This is a genomic window from Paenibacillus uliginis N3/975 (assembly GCF_900177425.1).
GTDB lineage: Bacteria > Bacillota > Bacilli > Paenibacillales > Paenibacillaceae > Paenibacillus_AQ > Paenibacillus_AQ uliginis.
In genome coordinates this window covers 415,675-433,274 of record NZ_LT840184.1, presented here as the reverse complement: position 1 = coordinate 433,274, position 17,600 = coordinate 415,675, and the positions used below count along the sequence as shown (strand labels likewise).

Genomic DNA, 17,600 nt, shown 5'->3' with positions numbered 1-17,600 from the left:
TGCGCTCCCCATCCTTTTTCAGTGTTCTAGTTAAAGATTTCATGATACTTAAAAATAAATTGAAACTATTAGACGATCTCAACAGTTATAAGGTTATACCTTCAAAAACTTGCGAATAGACATCGTGCTGCCCCAAATGCCAATCAGCATTCCCAGTAGGAGTATCAATCCCCCAAGCAGCATCCATATATCTCCCAGCGGTATCAAACTTTGCGACAGGGTAATATCACCTTTAACCGCGTTATGTAGACGGTTGTATCCGAAGAATAACACGCCAACTGTAACCAACGAGCCCATGAACCCGATCAAGGCACCTTCCACGAAGAACGGCCAGCGAATGAAATTATTCGTCGCTCCGACCAGCTTCATGATGCCAATCTCGCGGCGGCGGGCCAATATCGTAACCCGGATCGTGTTGGAGATCAGGAACATCGACATCAGGCCGAGTCCGCCAACAAAAATAAATCCAATATTACGTACGGTACGGGTAATTTTGAACAGCGTTTCAACGGTACCTTCCCCGTATTTCACTCTCATGATCGGCTGCTCCGGGTGTTTCTTGTTAAGCGCGCTAATCTTATCGGCTACAAAAGGAACTGTAGTAGGTTCGATAACCTGGATGACAAATGAGTCCGGCAAAGGGTTCTGGTCTTTAGTGTTGAACCCGTCCAGCATATCCTTGCCTTCCTCTCCTAGGCTTTCGGTAAGCTCCTTCATTCCCTCGTCTTTCGAAACAAAAGTGATAGAGTTGACTTCAGGCATCGCCTTGATTTCTTTATGGATAGTCTCGCGCATCTTCTCATCGACGTTCAGATTAAGATAAGCGCTCACCTGTACTTCACTATCGGCTTTATCGGCCAATGCGTTTACATTCAATACTAATAAAATAAATACGCCCAAAATAAATAATGACACTACGATTGAGGTTACAGACGCTACGGACATCCAGCCGTTCCGGAATACGCTTTTGGCCCCTTCCCGCAAGTGCCGTAGGAAGGTTTTAAAAGTCATATCCGTACTCCCCTCTCACCTGATCTCGGACAATTTGTCCTTGTTCAATGGCGATAACGCGTTTACGCATCGTATTTACGATATCTTTGTTATGGGTTGCCATCACGATGGTTGTTCCCCGGAAATTGATCTCATCAAGCAACTGCATAATTCCCCACGAAGTCTCCGGATCCAAGTTGCCTGTAGGCTCGTCCGCTATAATCACAGACGGATTGTTCACAATCGCCCGAGCTATAGCAATCCGCTGCTGTTCCCCGCCGGACAATTGAGCCGGTAGGCGGGTTGCCTTGGACTTCAGCCCCACAAGATCAAGGACTTCCATGACCCGCTTTTTCATCAGACGCGTAGGCGCCTCAATTACTTCCATAGCAAAGGCTACATTTTCATAAGCTGTCATCTTCGGCAGGAGTCGAAAATCTTGAAAGATAACCCCGATATTACGCCGAACATAAGGGATTTTGCGCTGTTTCAGCTTACCGATATTAAATCCGTTGACTGAAATCTGCCCTTTGGTAGGTACTTCTTCTCTATAGATGAGTTTCATAAATGTCGATTTACCAGCGCCGGATGGTCCGACGACGTAAACAAACTCATTGCGGTCGATTTTTACCGAGGCCCCTTGAAGTGCATGGGTGCCGTTCGGATAGGTCTTCCACACATCCTGCATTTCTATCACTTCATCACTTCCCATTACTTGATTAGCCCTTATACTTTCGACACTTTCCATGTAATTCCTTTAAAATCCAATAAAAATCCTCATGACATCACTCATTGTAACAAATTTGTTACCTTTTGAGTACCCGAAAGTTTATCGGCCCTGTGACATATACATTAAAAGGTGCTTGAACTACGGTTAATCAGAAGCAAAAAAGGTGGTTTCGCATGAAAAAAATTCACATTGGTCTTATCGTTGTCATTAGTGTGCTGTTAATCGGGTCTATTTGTTATGGCGGACTGGCCCTCTATGCCAATCAAAATATCCTGCCTAAAGGCGTCATGCTATCTGGCTGGGACATCGGAGGAAGGCCCGCTCGTGAGGTTCTAAACGAACTAGACGAACGCTTAAAAGCTATGGAATCGATTCAGGTGCAATTCTTCGGGGACCATCTTAATGGAGAGGAGGAGACGCTTAGCCTTAGGGAAGCCGGGGTGAAGTATGAAGCGAACGATTTCCGTAGCGCTGTATCCAAGTTCACTGAGGGAGACCTGTGGGAACGGGCTTTATATCGGTACCAGTTCGAGAAAATCTGGAGCATCTACCCTGATTGGGATCTCGATACTCTAAAGAAGAGATTCCACACGGAATGGGAAAAAGACCGCTTCGGAGAACCGGTCAATGCGGTACGCAGCATTACCGGCGACATCGTGCGCTACATACCTGAGCAGACGACGTTCCGGATTGACTGGACGGCGCTTAGCGACCGATTTGGGGCAGCCATTCCTAGCGATTTCTCTGTTCTGCAGTCTGATCCCCCTGAGATCATTATGGTTGAGCTGCCTCTCACTTTGCTTGTACCGGATGTAACGGTAAAATCTCTGCAAGCTGAGGGCATCGAACGGAAAATCATACAGTTCTCTACCCAACTAGGCGCAAGCGGTCCGGGCCGAGTACATAACATCACGGCTGCCGCCAAAGCCGTGAACGGGATGATTCTGAAACCGGGCGATGAATTCAACTATGCCGAAGTGGTGGAGAGAGCCCGGCAAAAATTCGGCTTCAAGCAAGCGCCGGTCATCGTTAGCGGCAAGCTCGTGCCGGGGATTGGCGGAGGAATCTGTCAAGTGTCCAGCACTGTATACAATGCCGTTCTATTGACCGGACTCGAAGTGACGGAACGCCGAAGCCATTCCCTTCCGGTCAATTATTTGCCCAAGGGTCAGGACGCCACCTTTGCTGAAGGGTACATTAATTTCCGATTCCGCAACAATACCGGCAAGCATCTGCTGATCCACGCCGAGGTCACCGGTCGGACCCTGACACTCAAGTTTTTCGGAACTTTTCCGAAAGACACCGTCTATTCACTCGAATCAAAAATCGTGCAGGGTATTCCTGCTCCGCTAAAGTATGTCCGAGACGGCTCATTATCTCCCGGCAAACACAGGGTACTGCAGAATGGCAAACCCGGGTATGTCGTAGAAACCTACCGTATCAAGAAGGTTAACGGAAAGGTAACCGAACGCATTCGAATTTCCCGCGACATTTATCGGGGACAAAGCACAATCGTCGGTATGAATCCGTCGAATGGTGAGTTGCCTGGCGCAAGAGACCTGCCTAAAGCACCCGTTGTCGAGGATGGAGTCAGCAATCCGTAGTCTCATGTGGTCGACCGCCGTCATACAACGCCACACCTCACGCTGGAAACTGCACGTGGTGCGAAGCAATACGCACAAAAAAGAACAGGGGCACTTCATGCCTCTGTTCTTTTTTTAACACCTTTTCACTTTTTATATTTATATACGTTCAGCATTCAAAATCTCCGCGCTCCTGTCCGTCCTCAGTTCCTCGCTGTATTCAACCAGCCCAATGACGCACCCCCGGCCTATAGTCACCCTCCGACCGCGGACTGTGTCTGCTATCGTATTTTCTAGAAAGATATCGTCACCCTCAATATGTCCGGTCTTCAGGCTAGTTATGTGGAGTGATCCGATTACTCTGGCAAGACGAGAAATAGATACTGAAATAGATTCGCCCGTCATTCTGGACACTTGGGAAGAACCGCCGTGGAGCTTGATATTGATCTCTCTGCCATACAGCGCTCTGCCAGCCTTAATTTTCCCTCTAACTGTCAAGTTCTCGACACCAATCTCATCCCGGGCCTCCAAGGTTCCATTTACCGTCAGCTTTACAGATGACAACGTGTTCCCGATCAACAAATCTCCATTGACGTGAATATGGCCGATACGGGCACTGCCGCCCGCCTTCAATCCACCGTTAATCTTCATTTGCTCTGCTTCCAGATTATCATTTACGTTCAGCTGCCCATTAACCCGGGTTTCCCGGGAGCGCAAACTTCCTTCCACCTCAGCGCTTCCGTTGCACCGAAATATCAAACAATCTGCATCTCCATAAATCCGGCCATCTCCATTAACACGCAGCTTACCCAGAATCCCTCCGTTAGAGGTCCCGTTGCCCATGATTGATACATTTTGTCTTACCTCTGTTTCATATACTGTCACCCAGAGTTCCCCCTTTCAGCATCCTAATATATACGTGTTGTTACTAAGCGCTGAACAGCGCTTCGGTTGCAGATCAAATTAAGCGTACTTCTCCAACCTCTGCAGAGGGGTCTTGAATAAGCTCTTCTCTGTATTCAACCAATCGCACATTACAACCCGGTCCGAGAATGATCCGGTTTCCGCGGATAATGTCCGCCTCCGTATGCTCCACCTCCACCCTATTTCCTTCCATGAATCGAACATACAAGCGAGATGGCCGAAATGAAAAAGAAAGCTTTTCCCAGATATGTTTTCCTTTTTTGCGCACCGTAATGTAATTTCCATAGATTTCCCGAGCTTCGCAGCGGTCATACAGCTTAATCTCCATCGTATCCGCTTGAAGCACATCCTCTACATGAAATCCTCCCTTTACCTCGATGTTTTCCGTTTGAATATTTTCCGCTTTCAGACTTCCGCTCAGTTCTATTTTTTTTGAAGTCAATTTGCCGTAAATATGACATCGACCGCTCACCGTCATCTTTCGTGCACGTACATCAGATTTTATTTTGGCGGAACCGCCCACATTCACGTCCAGCGCATCCATGGGGCCGTCCACACTTCCAGTACCATTAATGCGGACTTTTTTTGCAGTAAGTGCACCTTTGACACTTACCGAACCGTTTCCAATAAAATCATCACAGTCCAGACTCCCGCCGACCGTGCCCATTCCATCCAGCTGAACCTTGGCGTACACGCCTCCCTCTGTTTTTCCAACTCCCGCAATATGCAAGTTATCACGTTTTTGTACGAACTCTTCCACTGCAATATCCCCCGTTTCTTCACGCTATATAAGTTGAACTAAAGATTCTTAGCCTGAGCATCACTACGAATGCGGATTATTCTTCCGATCTCTGTGCCCCCAGATTTCTTTGATGTATTTATACAACCGTTGAAACCCGGGGGCAGCTTATGCTTCCGATGCGAGCTTTCCTGTGGAAAGCTTTCGGTCGAACGCTACGCTTCTCCAAAATAATTCCGCCTTCTCCGTTGAAGTATTTCTATTTAGTTCAATCTATATAGTTCCACTAGATGGTTTACCCGTCATAAAGCTATTTACCAGTAATGTAACATAAGCCGACTAAACAGCAAACGTTCTTTTGGCTGAAGTTCATCTCCGTCTAGAGACGGAGAAGTACTAAAAGAACACCCACCGATAACCTTACATAGCAGCGGTTTGATATGTATGCTGCAGGTCTGTCATATTATCTTTAATGGGTTGATGAATCCGAAGTAAATATGAGTTTCCACTAACTGCGTCATCAATTTTGTATGTCCTATTTTCATTATGTCTTAGAAATTTAATAACAGGCTCATGTATTCCATACTTGTTCAAAATATCTATAAGAACGTCATTCGTCATATAACAGACATCCTTTCATTGCTACATATGAAGTCTTATAATACATATTATCATTTTTTATGCTATCATCTGAGATAAATAGGAAGCTCGGCCATATATTCTACGGCCATGTTCATCGATTACATTAGTTTTATAGACCACTATAAGAAACGAGAGGGGATATTTTCGCATGGCACTTATGCAATGTCATTTTTTCTCGGAAGCACTCGGACTTAGTACAACAATGACCGTCATTCTCCCACAGAACACATCTACACAAATCGGCATGGAAAATCGTGCAGGCTCGCATCGCCATCCCACACTCTATCTGCTTCACGGTTTATCCGATGACGATTCCATCTGGCTGCGCCGGACATCCATCGAGCGATATGTAGCATCTATGGGAATCGCGGTCGTCATGCCACAAGTACATCGCAGTTTTTACACAGACATGGAATACGGCGGCAAATACTGGACCTTTATCAGTGAGGAGCTTCCCGCTCTGGCCCGTTCCTTCTTCCCGCTATCGGATAAGCGTGAAGATAATTTCGTAGCCGGGCTGTCGATGGGCGGATACGGTGCTTTCAAACTTGGACTGCGAAAACCTGAGATGTTTGCAGCAGCGGCCAGCTTGTCCGGTGCATTGGATCTGGCCGGAAGTTCTTTGAACGATGGCCTTAACCGAGAGATGCAAATGATCTTTGGAGACAGCCCGATTCAGGGAAGCGACAACGATCTTCTGTCACTTCTGCAGCAGTTGGACCAATCCAAAGGACCAAAGCCAAAACTGTATCAGTGCTGTGGAACGGAAGATTTTCTGTATGATGACAACCAGACGTTCCTGAAAGCCTGCCAGGATACATCGCTGGATTTAACCTATGCGGAAGGTCCCGGCGCACATGATTGGGGTTATTGGGATGACAAAATCCAAGACGTATTGAACTGGCTGCCGCTTCGCAAGGACTGAGCCACAACTGAGCCGACTCCCGTTGAAGTTACATGCACTTTTAAATCTATTTTGAACATTAAACAGGGGTGCCCATTGTAGAACAATCTACTTGGGGCACCCCTTTAAACTGCGGATATTTTGCGGGTCAAACTGATATTTTTTACTTATTCGCTCCTGCGGAATGAGCCTGAATCCATTCAGCCGACACCGATAAAGCCTGCTCCGCACGGTCGATAGCTGCCTTCACCTGAGGCGTAGCCGTGCCACCGTATACGTTACGGGCGTTAACGACCGTCTCCGGCTGCAACACCTGATAGATGCTGTCGTCAAATAACGGTGAGAACTGCTGGAACTCTTCCAATGTCAGGTCAAGCAAGAACTTGTTGTTCTGGATACAGTACAACACAGTTTTGCCAATCACTTCATGCGCCTGACGGAACGGAAGCCCCTTCCCTACGAGGAAGTCTGCGATATCTGTCGCATTGGAGAAGTCGGTATTCACGGCTTCACGCATCCGGCCCTTGTTCACTTTCATCGTTGCGATCATCGGTGCGAACAGCTGCAACGCACCTTCAAGTGTAGCTACGGTGTCGAACATGCCTTCTTTGTCTTCCTGCATATCCTTATTGTAGGCGAGCGGCAGCGACTTGAGGACTGTGAACAGACCCATCAGATTTCCGTATACACGTCCGGTTTTGCCGCGGACAAGCTCAGGCACGTCAGGGTTCTTCTTCTGCGGCATAATACTGCTGCCTGTGCAGAATGCATCATCCAGCTCGATGAAATTGAACTCCGTGCTGCTCCACAGCACAAGTTCTTCACTCAGGCGGGAGAGGTGCATCATAATCATGGAAGCATCCGATAAGAACTCCAGGATGAAGTCGCGATCACTCACGGCATCCAGACTGTTCTCATATACACCGTCAAATCCTAGCTGCTCCGCTACAAAATGCCGATCGATAGGGAAAGTTGTTCCTGCGAGTGCACCTGCACCCAGCGGCAGGATGTTAATCCGCTTGTAGCTGTCGATCAGACGGCCAATGTCACGCTGGAACATGGACACGTAAGCCATCAGATGATGTGCGAACAGGATCGGCTGCGCCCGCTGCAGATGCGTATAGCCTGGAATAATCGTGTCGAGATTGTCCTTGGCCTGTCCGATCAGCGCCGTCTGCAGTTCATGCAACATACCGGTCAACTCAACAACGCGGTTGCGTAAATACAGATGCATATCAGTTGCGACCTGGTCGTTCCGGCTGCGTCCTGTATGCAGCTTGCCACCTACAGGCCCCACTTCTTCGATCAGATTTTTCTCGATGTTCATATGAATATCTTCGTCGGAAACCGAGAACTCAATCTCGCCCTTACGAATCCGTTCTAACACTTTGTTCAGACCAGACTTGATGCTCTCAACATCCTCCTGCGGCACAATGCCGCATTTGCCCAGCATGGATACATGCGCAAGGCTGCCCTGAATATCCTCCTCGGCTAATTGCTTATCGAAACCGATAGATGCTGTGTATTGTTCTACCAAAGCATTGGTCTGCTTCGTAAAACGTCCTCCCCACAACTTGCTCACTACGTTTGCCCCACTTTCGTTTAAGGCAGAGGGCCGTCTCCCGCCGCGGCTATGAAACTCATCCCATAAGAGATATGCTTCACATTACCATCTGACATGAAACGGCCTTCGCCTGTTTAAGTATAGTTGATACTGTAATTGCTAGCCGAACTACGATATCCACCGACGTCTGGCGCTGATCGTGCAGCAGCCTGTCATTACACCGGGCGCCGGGAAAGGCACGCGGTAAGACTTTACGGACTGTAGATCCGCTATTTATGCCAATAAGAAGCTTTTTAATGTATTCGAGGACTCAGATTCCGCTATCAGGTTAAATCATGCTCAAATGAACACGATTATAAGCAAATAGCGGCTTTACTGTCCTCATTCTTTCTCAATTGAGACAAAAACCATAAAATAGCGGAACGTCAGTCCGCAATGGTTATTGATTCTGGTCTACGCCGGTAGCCACTTTCAAACGCAATGCGTTCAAGCGAATAAATCCGGTAGCATCGCCTTGATCATAAGCCTGTGTCGGGTCCGCTTCCATCGTAGCGATGTCAGGATTGTACAGGCTGACAGGGCTTTTCACACCAGCCGCAATCACGTTGCCTTTGTACAATTTCACGCGAACGGTTCCGGTTACGTTCTTCTGGCTTTCTGTGACGAGTGCCTGCAGAGCCAGACGCTCCGGTGCGAACCAGAAGCCGTTATACACAAGCGTGCTATAACGGGTAATGAGACTGTCGCGCAGGTTCATCACTTCACGGTCCATCGTGATGGACTCCATTTTACGGTGAGCGGTGAACAGAATCGTTCCGCCTGGAGTCTCATAGACGCCACGGCTCTTCATACCAACAAAACGGTTCTCTACCATGTCCACACGTCCAATGCCATGCTTGCCACCGAGTTCGTTCAGCTTCTCCATCGCCTGGAGCGGGCTGAGCGATTCGCCGTTCAGTGCTACACAGTTCCCTTTTTCAAATTCCAGCTCCAGGTATTCAGCTTCATCCGGAGCATCTTCAGGAGACACGCTGAGCAGGTACATGTCCTTGCTCTCCGGTGCACTCGCATCAAACCATGGATCTTCAAGCACGCCGCTCTCATAACTGATATGCAGCAAGTTGCGGTCCATAGAGTAGGATTTCGCTGCCGATGCGGTTACCGGAATGCCATGCTCCTCTGCATAAGCAATCATCTCGGCACGTCCTGGGAACTTGTTACGGAATTCTTCGATACGCCAAGGCGCAATCACTTCAATGTCAGGAGCAAGCCCTGCTACACCGAGTTCAAAACGAACCTGGTCATTTCCTTTACCCGTAGCACCATGCGCGATCATTGTTGCACCTTCAGCGCGGGCGATGTCAACCATACGCTTCGCGATCAGCGGACGTGCAATGCTCGTGCCGAGCAGATACTGACCTTCATAAAGAGCGCCGGATTGGAACATCGGATAGATGAAATCTTCAGCGAACTCTGCACGAAGGTCGTCAATATATACTTTCGAAGCGCCGGTAGCCAACGCTTTTTCCTCCAAGCCGTCAAGCTCTTCCTTTTGTCCGATATCAGCCGTAAATGCGATAATTTCAGCATCGTAGGTTTCTTTGAGCCATCTCAGGATAACCGACGTGTCCAGACCGCCGGAATACGCCAGTACGATTTTTTGTTTTGCCATGATTTAAACTCCCTCTCTATATCGCTAGTACATCCTCTGATTCTATTTCTACTGCTGCCATTTAACCCATCAAAGCAACCATCAATGCTTTTTGAGCATGCAGACGGTTCTCCGCCTGGTCAAAAATAACCGAATTCGCGCCGTCAATGACCCCCTCGCTTACCTCTTCGCCGCGGTGGGCTGGCAGACAGTGCAAGAACAGATAATCCGGCTTCGCAACCTTGGCCAGCTCTTCATTGACCTGATAGCTCGCAAACGCAGCTTCCCGCTGCTTCTGCTCTTCTTCAAAGCCCATGCTTGCCCATACGTCCGTATAGATCACATCAGCATCTTTCGCGGCTTCCAGCGGATTCTGCGTTACCGTAATTTCTGCTCCGGTCTCATTGGCGATTTCCCGGCTCAGCTGAACGATTCGCTCATCCGGCTCATATCCATCTGGGCTGGAAACTGCTACGTGCATGCCCATCTTGGCGCCTCCGATCAACAGTGAATTCGCCATATTATTGCCGTCTCCGATAAATGCCATCTTAAGACCTTTCAGCGTACCCTTATGCTCAAGAATCGTCTGAAGATCCGCCAGAACCTGGCACGGATGCGCCATGTCACTGAGTCCATTAATGACCGGAATCGATGCATAACGGGCAAGGTTGATGACATTGTCATGCCCGAAGGTACGGATCATGATGCCGTCCAGGTAACGAGACAACACCTGCGCCATATCGCTGATCGGCTCGCCGCGTCCAAGCTGAATATCATTTTTGCTCAAAAAGAGCGCATGGCCTCCCAGCTGGAACATGCCGGTTTCGAATGAGACTCTCGTCCGTGTGGATGATTTTTCAAAAATTAATCCGATGGTCTTGCCTTTGAACGGCTGGTATACCACACCGTTCTTTTGCTTGCGCTTGATCTCGATGGCTGAGTCGAGAAGATACTGAATCTCTTCTGTCGTATAATCATCAAGCTCGATCATATCGCGTCCTTTAAAGGTCAACTCCTGCACTTGTCCACTCGGGGTCATATGCTGCATCCTCCTTACCATTGCTTGATTTATCCATTGTATCACGGTAAAACTACATTTACATTGGGTTCACTGCGGCTGCCGTATGTTCATGAATAAGCTGTGCCAGAATGCTCACTGCCTGATCGATCTCTGATTTCGTCACGAGCAGATTCGGCAGCAGACGGATCACATTCGGACCTGCTGTTACGAACAGAAGACCGCGGCGCTGACCTGCAAGAACGATATCCCCGACAGGCTCCGCACATTCAATTCCGACCAAAAGCCCCATTCCGCGAATCCCTTTTACAAACGGAAGGGCTCCGAGTTCCGCGTTCAGACGCTCGGTTAGATACTGTCCCATTTCCGCAGCCCGCTGCGGCACCTGCTCCTCCAGTATACTCTCGATCGTTGCGGTCACAACAGCCATCGAGAGCGGCGTTCCGCCAAAGGTCGAGCCGTGGCTGCCCGCTGTAAAGGCTTCACGCAGATAACCCTTACCAAGCATCGCGCCAACCGGGAATCCCGATCCGAGTCCTTTTGCCACTGTAAAAATATCAGGTTCAATGCCGTAATGCTCATGTGCGAACAACTTGCCTGTACGGCCCATGCCGGTCTGTACCTCATCAATAATGAGCAACAGTCCGTGCTTGCGGCAAAGTTGATCCACAGCCTTCATATATTCCGGCTCCACGAGATAGACGCCGCCTTCAGCCTGCACCATTTCAATCATAATTGCAGCTGTATCCTTGTTGATATTCGCTTCAAGTGCGGGGAGATCATGAAGTGGTACGCTTTTGAATCCGGCAGGAAGCGGAAGAAAGCCATCCTTCACCTTGTCTTGACCTGTAGCCGTCAGTGTTGCCAGCGTACGTCCATGAAAGGATTGCGTAAACGTGATAATCTCGTAACGGCCCGTGCCCTTTACCTTCTGATGATAACGGCGGGCAATCTTGATTGCAGCCTCGTTCGCTTCCGCTCCGCTGTTGCAGAAGAAGACGGCATCGGCGCACGTATTTGCAGTCAATAATGCAGCTGCTTTCTCCTGACCGGGAATGTGGAATAGGTTGGATACATGCCACAGTTCGTCGAGCTGTGCCTTAAGCTTTTCCTTTACCTTCACCGGTGCATGCCCAAGATTCGTTACCGCTATGCCGCACATGAAGTCCAGATATTTATTGCCTTTGTCATCCCAGAGCCAGCTGCCTTCCCCTTTGACCAAGCTGATCGGGTATCTTGCATAGGTTGGAAACAAAGAGCTTTCCGCTGCTGCTCCGTTCGAGCTTGTTCCACCACTCAACTGTACCTCACCACTATTGCTCATTCCTGCCACACTCCTGTCCCTTAACGTATTCTGGCCGGATGGTTCCGGCCGGGGTATTTCGTTCCAGACTACATGCGTACGATGCGCGTCCCTATGACCTCTCCGGACAACACTCGGCTCAGCACGCTTGGTTCGCTGCCGTCAACGATCACGACTTCGCGGACTTTGCCGTGGATGCAGCTAATCGCTGCTCTCACTTTTGGAATCATGCCGCCGTAGATTTCACCAGTCCCGATCATATCCTCGATTTGCTGTACAGTTACAGTAGGAAGAACTTTTTTCTCGCTGCCAGAGCCTTTCATAATCCCCGGTACATCCGTCACCACGATCATGCGGTTCACACCGAGATGAGAAGCAACTGCTCCTGCGGCCGTGTCGGCATTAATGTTGTAACGCTGTCCCGAAGCATCGACGCCGATTGGAGCAATGACGGGCATATATCCCATATCCAGCACACCTGTAATAATAGATGATTTCACTTCAGTTACATCGCCGACCCAGCCGACCTTCGCGCTACCCACTACCAGTTTGGCCTGAATCAATCCTCCATCCGAACCGGACAGCCCAAGTGCCTGCCCTCCGGCACTCTGAATACGGCGTACAATCTGTTTGTTAATGCTACCCGCAAGCACCATCTCCACCACATCCAGCACTTCTTCAGTTGTTTTACGCAGACCGTTCACGAACTCCGTCTCGATCCCGAGCTTCTCCAGATTCTCGGAAATGGCAGGTCCGCCTCCATGCACGATGACAGGGGTCACACCCTTCTGCTGCAGCTTCTTCAGATCTTCAAAAAAAGCTTCAGGCAGCGCAGCAAGCGTACTCCCTCCACACTTCATCACAAAATTCTCTACGATTGCCGCGTTTTGCGGCTGCTCCGTACGATTGTCAGCGATCGTCTCCATACCGTTCCCCTCCTATGTCACTCTCAGATGCAGCTCTTATGTCCGGTAAGCCGCATTAATTCGAACGTAATCATAAGTCAAATCACAGCCCCATGCCGTTGCACTCCCGCTTCCAATATGGAGATTCACATCGATATTAACTGTATCTCCTTGCAGGTATGCGAGTGCAGCATCCTCATCAAAAGGAATCGGGCTGGACTGCTCCAACACCTGAATCGGGCCGATGGCAATGTCCACCGTTTCCGGGTTCACCGGTCTACCTGCACGGCCGACAGCGGCGATAATCCGGCCCCAGTTGGCGTCGGCGCCAAATACAGCGGATTTCACGAGGCTGGAACCTACGATCGTCTTGGCGATCGCCTGCGCATCATCGTCACATTCTGCTCCTTGTACCCGAACCTCAATTAAATGTGCCGCTCCCTCGCCGTCCCTTGCAATCGCGATGGCAAGCATCCGGCACACATATTCAAACCCGGCCGCAAAAGCGCTCCAATCCGGATGATCCGGCGTCAAAACATCGTTACCGCCAAGCCCACTCGCCATGGCAATCAGCATATCGTTCGTGCTTGTATCCCCATCCACCGTAATCATGTTGAACGTCAGGTCGGTAGTGCCGCGCAGCAGCTGCTGCAGGGCTTCCTGTCCGATGACGACATCCGTTGTCACAAAACCGAGCATCGTCGCCATATTCGGGTGAATCATCCCCGAGCCTTTAGCTGCCCCTGCAATTGTAATATCACGGCCGTCTACCTTCACGGTGACGCAGGCTTCTTTTTTAACCAGGTCTGTTGTCAAAATAGCCTGGCTGAACGCCTCGGCACCAGCGGCTTCACCACTGATTCGCGATGGGAGTCCAGATATTCCCGACCGTACACGGTCCATCTTCAGCAGTTCCCCGATGACACCGGTGGAAGCCACAGCCACATCCTCATCGGCGATATCAAACTGTGCCGCCGTCTGTGAACGCATCGTATATGCGTCCTCTTCCCCTTGCTTACCAGTACATGCATTGGCGTTGCCGCTATTTACGACTATTGCACGGAGTTTGCCGTTCTGCAGACTTTCACGTGTTACCTTCAGCGGAGCCGCCTGGATCACATTCATTGTATACACTGCTGCCGCAACAGCCGGTACATCACACACAATTACGCCGAGATCATGGCGATCCGTCTTCTTCAGTCCGCAGTGCAGACCTCCAGCCTTAAAGCCCTGCGGCGAAACAATCGTTCCACCGCTTACGATGGTATATAAACTCTCTCCCATATGCTTTCCCCATCTTTACGGATACACTGGCGTAAACGTAAGTCCGAGACTTTCCTCCCATCCCATCATCAAGTTCAGGTTCTGGATCGCCTGCCCTGCGGCGCCCTTCACCACATTATCAATTACGGATACAAAGGTGACTCTTCCCGTCCGGGAATCCACCGAAAAACCGATATCGCAATAATTCGAGCCGCTGACTTCCTTCGTTGCCGGCCAAGTGCCTTGATCACGGACACGTACAAAACGGCGATCCTTGTAGTACTGGCGGTACAGCTCTACAAAATCCTCCTCAGTATATGCGCCCAGAAGGGAGGCGTACATCGTACTCATAATTCCTCTTGTCATAGGGGCGAGGTGGGTCGTAAAGGTAACCGTCACCTTTTCACCGGCCACTTCGCTCAACACCTGCTCGATCTCTGGAATGTGCTGATGCTTATTCACCTTATAAGCTTTGAAGTTCTCATTAATCTCCGCATAGTGTGCCATCAAGCTGGTACCGCGTCCCGCTCCGGACACACCTGATTTGGCATCGATGATGATGCTTGCCGGATCAATCCAGCCTGCGCTAATCGCAGGGATCAGACCAAGTAGCGTCGCAGTAGGATAACAGCCTGGGTTCGAGATGAAATCCACATCCACAACCTCTTCCCCGAACACTTCACATAAACCGTATACCGCTTGTGCGAGCACATCGTCATCCGGTGCCTTATGCTTATACCATTCCTCGTACACGCTGCCATCCTTGATTCGAAAATCACCGGAAAGATCAATGACCTTAAGTCCAGCTTCCATCAGCTGTGGCACCAGCTTGGCACTAACGCCTGACGGCGTTGCCGTAAACACAACATCCGCCCGTTCCGCAATCTCCGCCGGTACGACACCGTCCAGGTTCCGTTCCACGATATTCGTCAAATGAGGAAATCCGTCCGATATCGGAACTCCTGAACTGGAGGAGGAGATAACCGACGTAATCTCCACTTGAGGATGATGCTGAAGCAATCGGATCAGCTCCACCCCTCCATAGCCGGTTGAACCGACAATCGCAGCTCTCAAAATCTTCTGTTCTGTCATCATACCCATCCCTCTCTCCCACTCGCGTCTGGTAGATTTTCACTATCCCGTCTCATAAATATGTATTATTATACGACCGTATTCATATTAATACAACAGGTATCTTTCATTTAAATTAAAAAATGGGAATCCATAAATGAATTAATAGACTTGTCCTTATAGCTGTAACTCATATTCCTCTTTTAAAATTGCGAATGTTCTAAGGTCCCAGTGCACCCCTTTAATCTTCGCGGCTTTACGCTGAGTACCCTCATATGTCATTCCGATCTTCTCCATCACTCTTCCAGAACCTATGTTTTCAGCAAAACATCGCGCCTGAACACGGACCAGATCCATCTCCATAAAACCAAAACGCAGCAGCTCACCCGCTGCCTCCGCCATTAAGCCCTTGCCCCAGTAATCCTTGTTCAGCACGTATCCGATCTCCGCTAGTTGATGCTGGGGTTTCCAGATAACAAAATCGACCGTCCCGATCATCCGGCCGCTTTCCTTATCTTCTATGGCCCAAGGAGCTAATGCCCCATTGTCATACTGTTGTTCAATAAAATGAATGAAACCTTTACTATCCTCGATCGTCCGATGTGTATCCCAAGTAACGTATCTGGACACATCCTCGTCTGATGCATAGGCAAACATATCCTCGGCATCCTGCATTGTTATTTTCCTTAGAAGTAACCGTTCAGTTTGAAGCTGCGGAAGGTTACCATATATTTCTTTGATTTCCATATCGACACCCCCAATAGATTAGTTATCATTATATCGTGTGCTCGCAAAAATAAAAGGAGAATATCCCAAAAGGTTCAAAGACCTTAGGGATACCCTCTCTTTGTGTTAGGAGACGCTGTGAGAACGAATCATTCCTACAATCTTCTTCATCTACAAAAGTTGAATTAATGATTCTTAGCTTGAGCATCACTACGAATGCGGATTATTCTTACGATCGCTCTTGCCCCCAAATTTCTTTTATGTATTTATACCATCGTTGAAATCCGGGGACAGCTTATGCTTACGATGCGAGCTTTCCTGTGGAAAGCTTTCGGGCGACCTCTACGCTTCTCCAAAATAATTCCGCCTTCTCTGTTGAAGACTTTTAAATCTTTGATCTACCTGGACTGGACTTTACTCGCCCGCAATCGACTTAAAATCATACGATGAACTACACAAAACGGGCCAGACAAGGATAAATCCTTGACTGACCTGTTTTTGATTTTAAAATCTATGGTGTGTACCTCGATTATCCCTTTTAACCCACTTCAGGAACATCGTTCTTGATTGTTAACTTCACTAGACTAATGTACGCCCACTGCCCTTTTAGTCAGGTATCCCCAATACGATAGACTATAAACCAACAATCTAACGCAGACAAGGATGTGTCGACATTGCAATCAGGCTTTAACCTTCTGGAAGCCTTCACCGAGCACCTCATGGGCTTTGCTGATAATAACAAAAGCATCCGGATCGACAAATTGCACCAATGTCTTTAGCCTTGGGATTTCACTCTGGCCCACAACGACCATGAGCACTGTCCGGTTTTCCCCGGTATATCCTCCCTCGGCGTTCAGCTTGGTGAGACCACGGTCCAAATCATGCAGGATAGCCTTCGTAATCGGCTCTGTATGATCCGAGATAATGTAAGCGACCTTCGTATAGCTAAAGCCAAGCTCGATTGTATCAATAATTTTGCCTGTGACGTACAGAGCAATTAATGCGTACAGCGCCTGTTCCAGCGACAGCACCAACGCCGCCGAACTAATGACAAGCGCGTCAAGCATCACAACACAGAAGGAGAAGCTGAGTCCGCTGTATTTTTGCACAATCTGCGCCACGATCATAAGCCCACCGGTAGAACCGCGCCCCCGGTAGACAAGACCGATTCCGGTGCCCACACCAATCCCTCCGAAAATGGAGGCGAGGAGAGGGTTCGAAGTAGGCTCGACCCAGTCCTTAGTTATGAAAACAAACAGTGGCAAAACCACACTGCCAAGCAGCGATCGAATTCCGTATTCCCGTCCCAGCAGCCAAAAGCCAAGTACAAAAAGCGGAATATTGAACATCCATTGCGTATACGCCGGCTGAATGCCGAAGAGAGCTTCTAGCAGAACAGATATTCCCGAGACACCGCCAGAAGCGATGCGGTTCGGGAGGAAAAATGAATTAAACGATAGTGCCATAATAAACGAACCTACAATGATAAACAGCGTGTCAGCCAATTGACGGACCGGGCCGTTTACCGGAATGAGTGGTTCTCTTCGTTTAGTGCGTACAGATTGGGCCATGATGGTTACATTCTCC

15 protein-coding genes are annotated in these 17,600 nt (G+C 49.1%); 2 read left to right on the top strand and 13 right to left on the bottom strand.

The annotated features are described in order from the left end of the window. Positions 1 to 93 precede the first annotated feature (93 nt). Both ftsX and ftsE read right to left on the bottom strand, forming a co-directional pair. The gene (gene ftsX / locus B9N86_RS01920; protein ID WP_208917529.1) at positions 94 to 1,011 is read right to left on the bottom strand and encodes a permease-like cell division protein FtsX; all 918 of its coding nucleotides are present in this window, start codon (positions 1,009 to 1,011) and stop codon (positions 94 to 96) included. Continuing rightward, a complete protein-coding gene (ftsE, locus tag B9N86_RS01915; protein WP_208920045.1) occupies positions 1,001 to 1,687 on the bottom strand; it encodes a cell division ATP-binding protein FtsE in 687 nt (228 codons plus the stop codon). The genes ftsX and ftsE overlap by 11 nt, the downstream gene beginning before the upstream one ends. Before the next feature lie 206 nt (positions 1,688 to 1,893). Between ftsE and B9N86_RS01910 the strand changes: the two genes are divergently transcribed. Further along, complete coding sequence (locus B9N86_RS01910) at positions 1,894 to 3,324, top strand: VanW family protein (RefSeq protein ID WP_208917528.1); 1,431 nt, start codon at positions 1,894 to 1,896, stop codon at positions 3,322 to 3,324. Positions 3,325 to 3,462: 138 nt separating this feature from the next. Here B9N86_RS01910 and B9N86_RS01905 read toward each other — a convergent pair whose 3' ends face one another. Next, on the bottom strand, positions 3,463 to 4,188 hold the full coding sequence (locus tag B9N86_RS01905; protein WP_208917527.1) for a hypothetical protein: 726 nt from the start codon (positions 4,186 to 4,188) through the stop codon (positions 3,463 to 3,465). A 73-nt stretch (positions 4,189 to 4,261) separates the two neighbouring features. Beyond that, the gene (locus B9N86_RS01900; RefSeq protein ID WP_208917526.1) at positions 4,262 to 4,987 is read right to left on the bottom strand and encodes a bactofilin family protein; all 726 of its coding nucleotides are present in this window, start codon (positions 4,985 to 4,987) and stop codon (positions 4,262 to 4,264) included. Between the two features lie 769 nt (positions 4,988 to 5,756). On the opposite strand from B9N86_RS01900, the gene B9N86_RS01895 reads away from it, so the two are divergent. After that, positions 5,757 to 6,533 carry an alpha/beta hydrolase gene (locus B9N86_RS01895; protein WP_208917525.1) on the top strand — a complete coding sequence of 259 codons (777 nt, stop codon included), beginning with the start codon at positions 5,757 to 5,759 and terminating at the stop codon, positions 6,531 to 6,533. 142 nt (positions 6,534 to 6,675) lie between these two features. Here B9N86_RS01895 and argH read toward each other — a convergent pair whose 3' ends face one another. From argH to B9N86_RS01850, 9 genes are all read right to left on the bottom strand, one after another. Beyond that, positions 6,676 to 8,094 carry an argininosuccinate lyase gene (gene argH / locus B9N86_RS01890; RefSeq protein WP_208917524.1) on the bottom strand — a complete coding sequence of 473 codons (1,419 nt, stop codon included), beginning with the start codon at positions 8,092 to 8,094 and terminating at the stop codon, positions 6,676 to 6,678. A 421-nt stretch (positions 8,095 to 8,515) separates the two neighbouring features. Continuing rightward, positions 8,516 to 9,748, bottom strand: a complete 1,233-nt coding sequence (locus B9N86_RS01885) for an argininosuccinate synthase (RefSeq protein ID WP_208917523.1) — start codon at positions 9,746 to 9,748, stop codon at positions 8,516 to 8,518. 61 nt (positions 9,749 to 9,809) lie between these two features. Continuing rightward, complete coding sequence (argF, locus tag B9N86_RS01880; RefSeq protein ID WP_208917522.1) at positions 9,810 to 10,766, bottom strand: ornithine carbamoyltransferase; 957 nt, start codon at positions 10,764 to 10,766, stop codon at positions 9,810 to 9,812. A gap of 58 nt (positions 10,767 to 10,824) precedes the next feature. Beyond that, positions 10,825 to 12,069, bottom strand: coding sequence for an acetylornithine transaminase (locus tag B9N86_RS01875; protein WP_208917521.1), 1,245 nt, complete (start codon positions 12,067 to 12,069; stop codon positions 10,825 to 10,827). A 68-nt stretch (positions 12,070 to 12,137) separates the two neighbouring features. Next, positions 12,138 to 12,974 (bottom strand): acetylglutamate kinase, encoded by an 837-nt coding sequence (gene argB, locus B9N86_RS01870; protein WP_208917520.1) that lies wholly within the window; start codon positions 12,972 to 12,974, stop codon positions 12,138 to 12,140. A 36-nt stretch (positions 12,975 to 13,010) separates the two neighbouring features. Continuing rightward, a complete protein-coding gene (gene argJ, locus B9N86_RS01865) occupies positions 13,011 to 14,237 on the bottom strand; it encodes a bifunctional glutamate N-acetyltransferase/amino-acid acetyltransferase ArgJ (protein WP_208917519.1) in 1,227 nt (408 codons plus the stop codon). Positions 14,238 to 14,252: 15 nt separating this feature from the next. Further along, the gene (gene argC, locus B9N86_RS01860; protein ID WP_208920044.1) at positions 14,253 to 15,308 is read right to left on the bottom strand and encodes an N-acetyl-gamma-glutamyl-phosphate reductase; all 1,056 of its coding nucleotides are present in this window, start codon (positions 15,306 to 15,308) and stop codon (positions 14,253 to 14,255) included. Between the two features lie 156 nt (positions 15,309 to 15,464). Then, positions 15,465 to 16,034, bottom strand: coding sequence for a GNAT family N-acetyltransferase (locus B9N86_RS01855; RefSeq protein ID WP_208917518.1), 570 nt, complete (start codon positions 16,032 to 16,034; stop codon positions 15,465 to 15,467). 659 nt (positions 16,035 to 16,693) lie between these two features. After that, positions 16,694 to 17,584 carry a YitT family protein gene (locus B9N86_RS01850; RefSeq protein WP_208917517.1) on the bottom strand — a complete coding sequence of 297 codons (891 nt, stop codon included), beginning with the start codon at positions 17,582 to 17,584 and terminating at the stop codon, positions 16,694 to 16,696. Positions 17,585 to 17,600 lie beyond the last annotated feature (16 nt).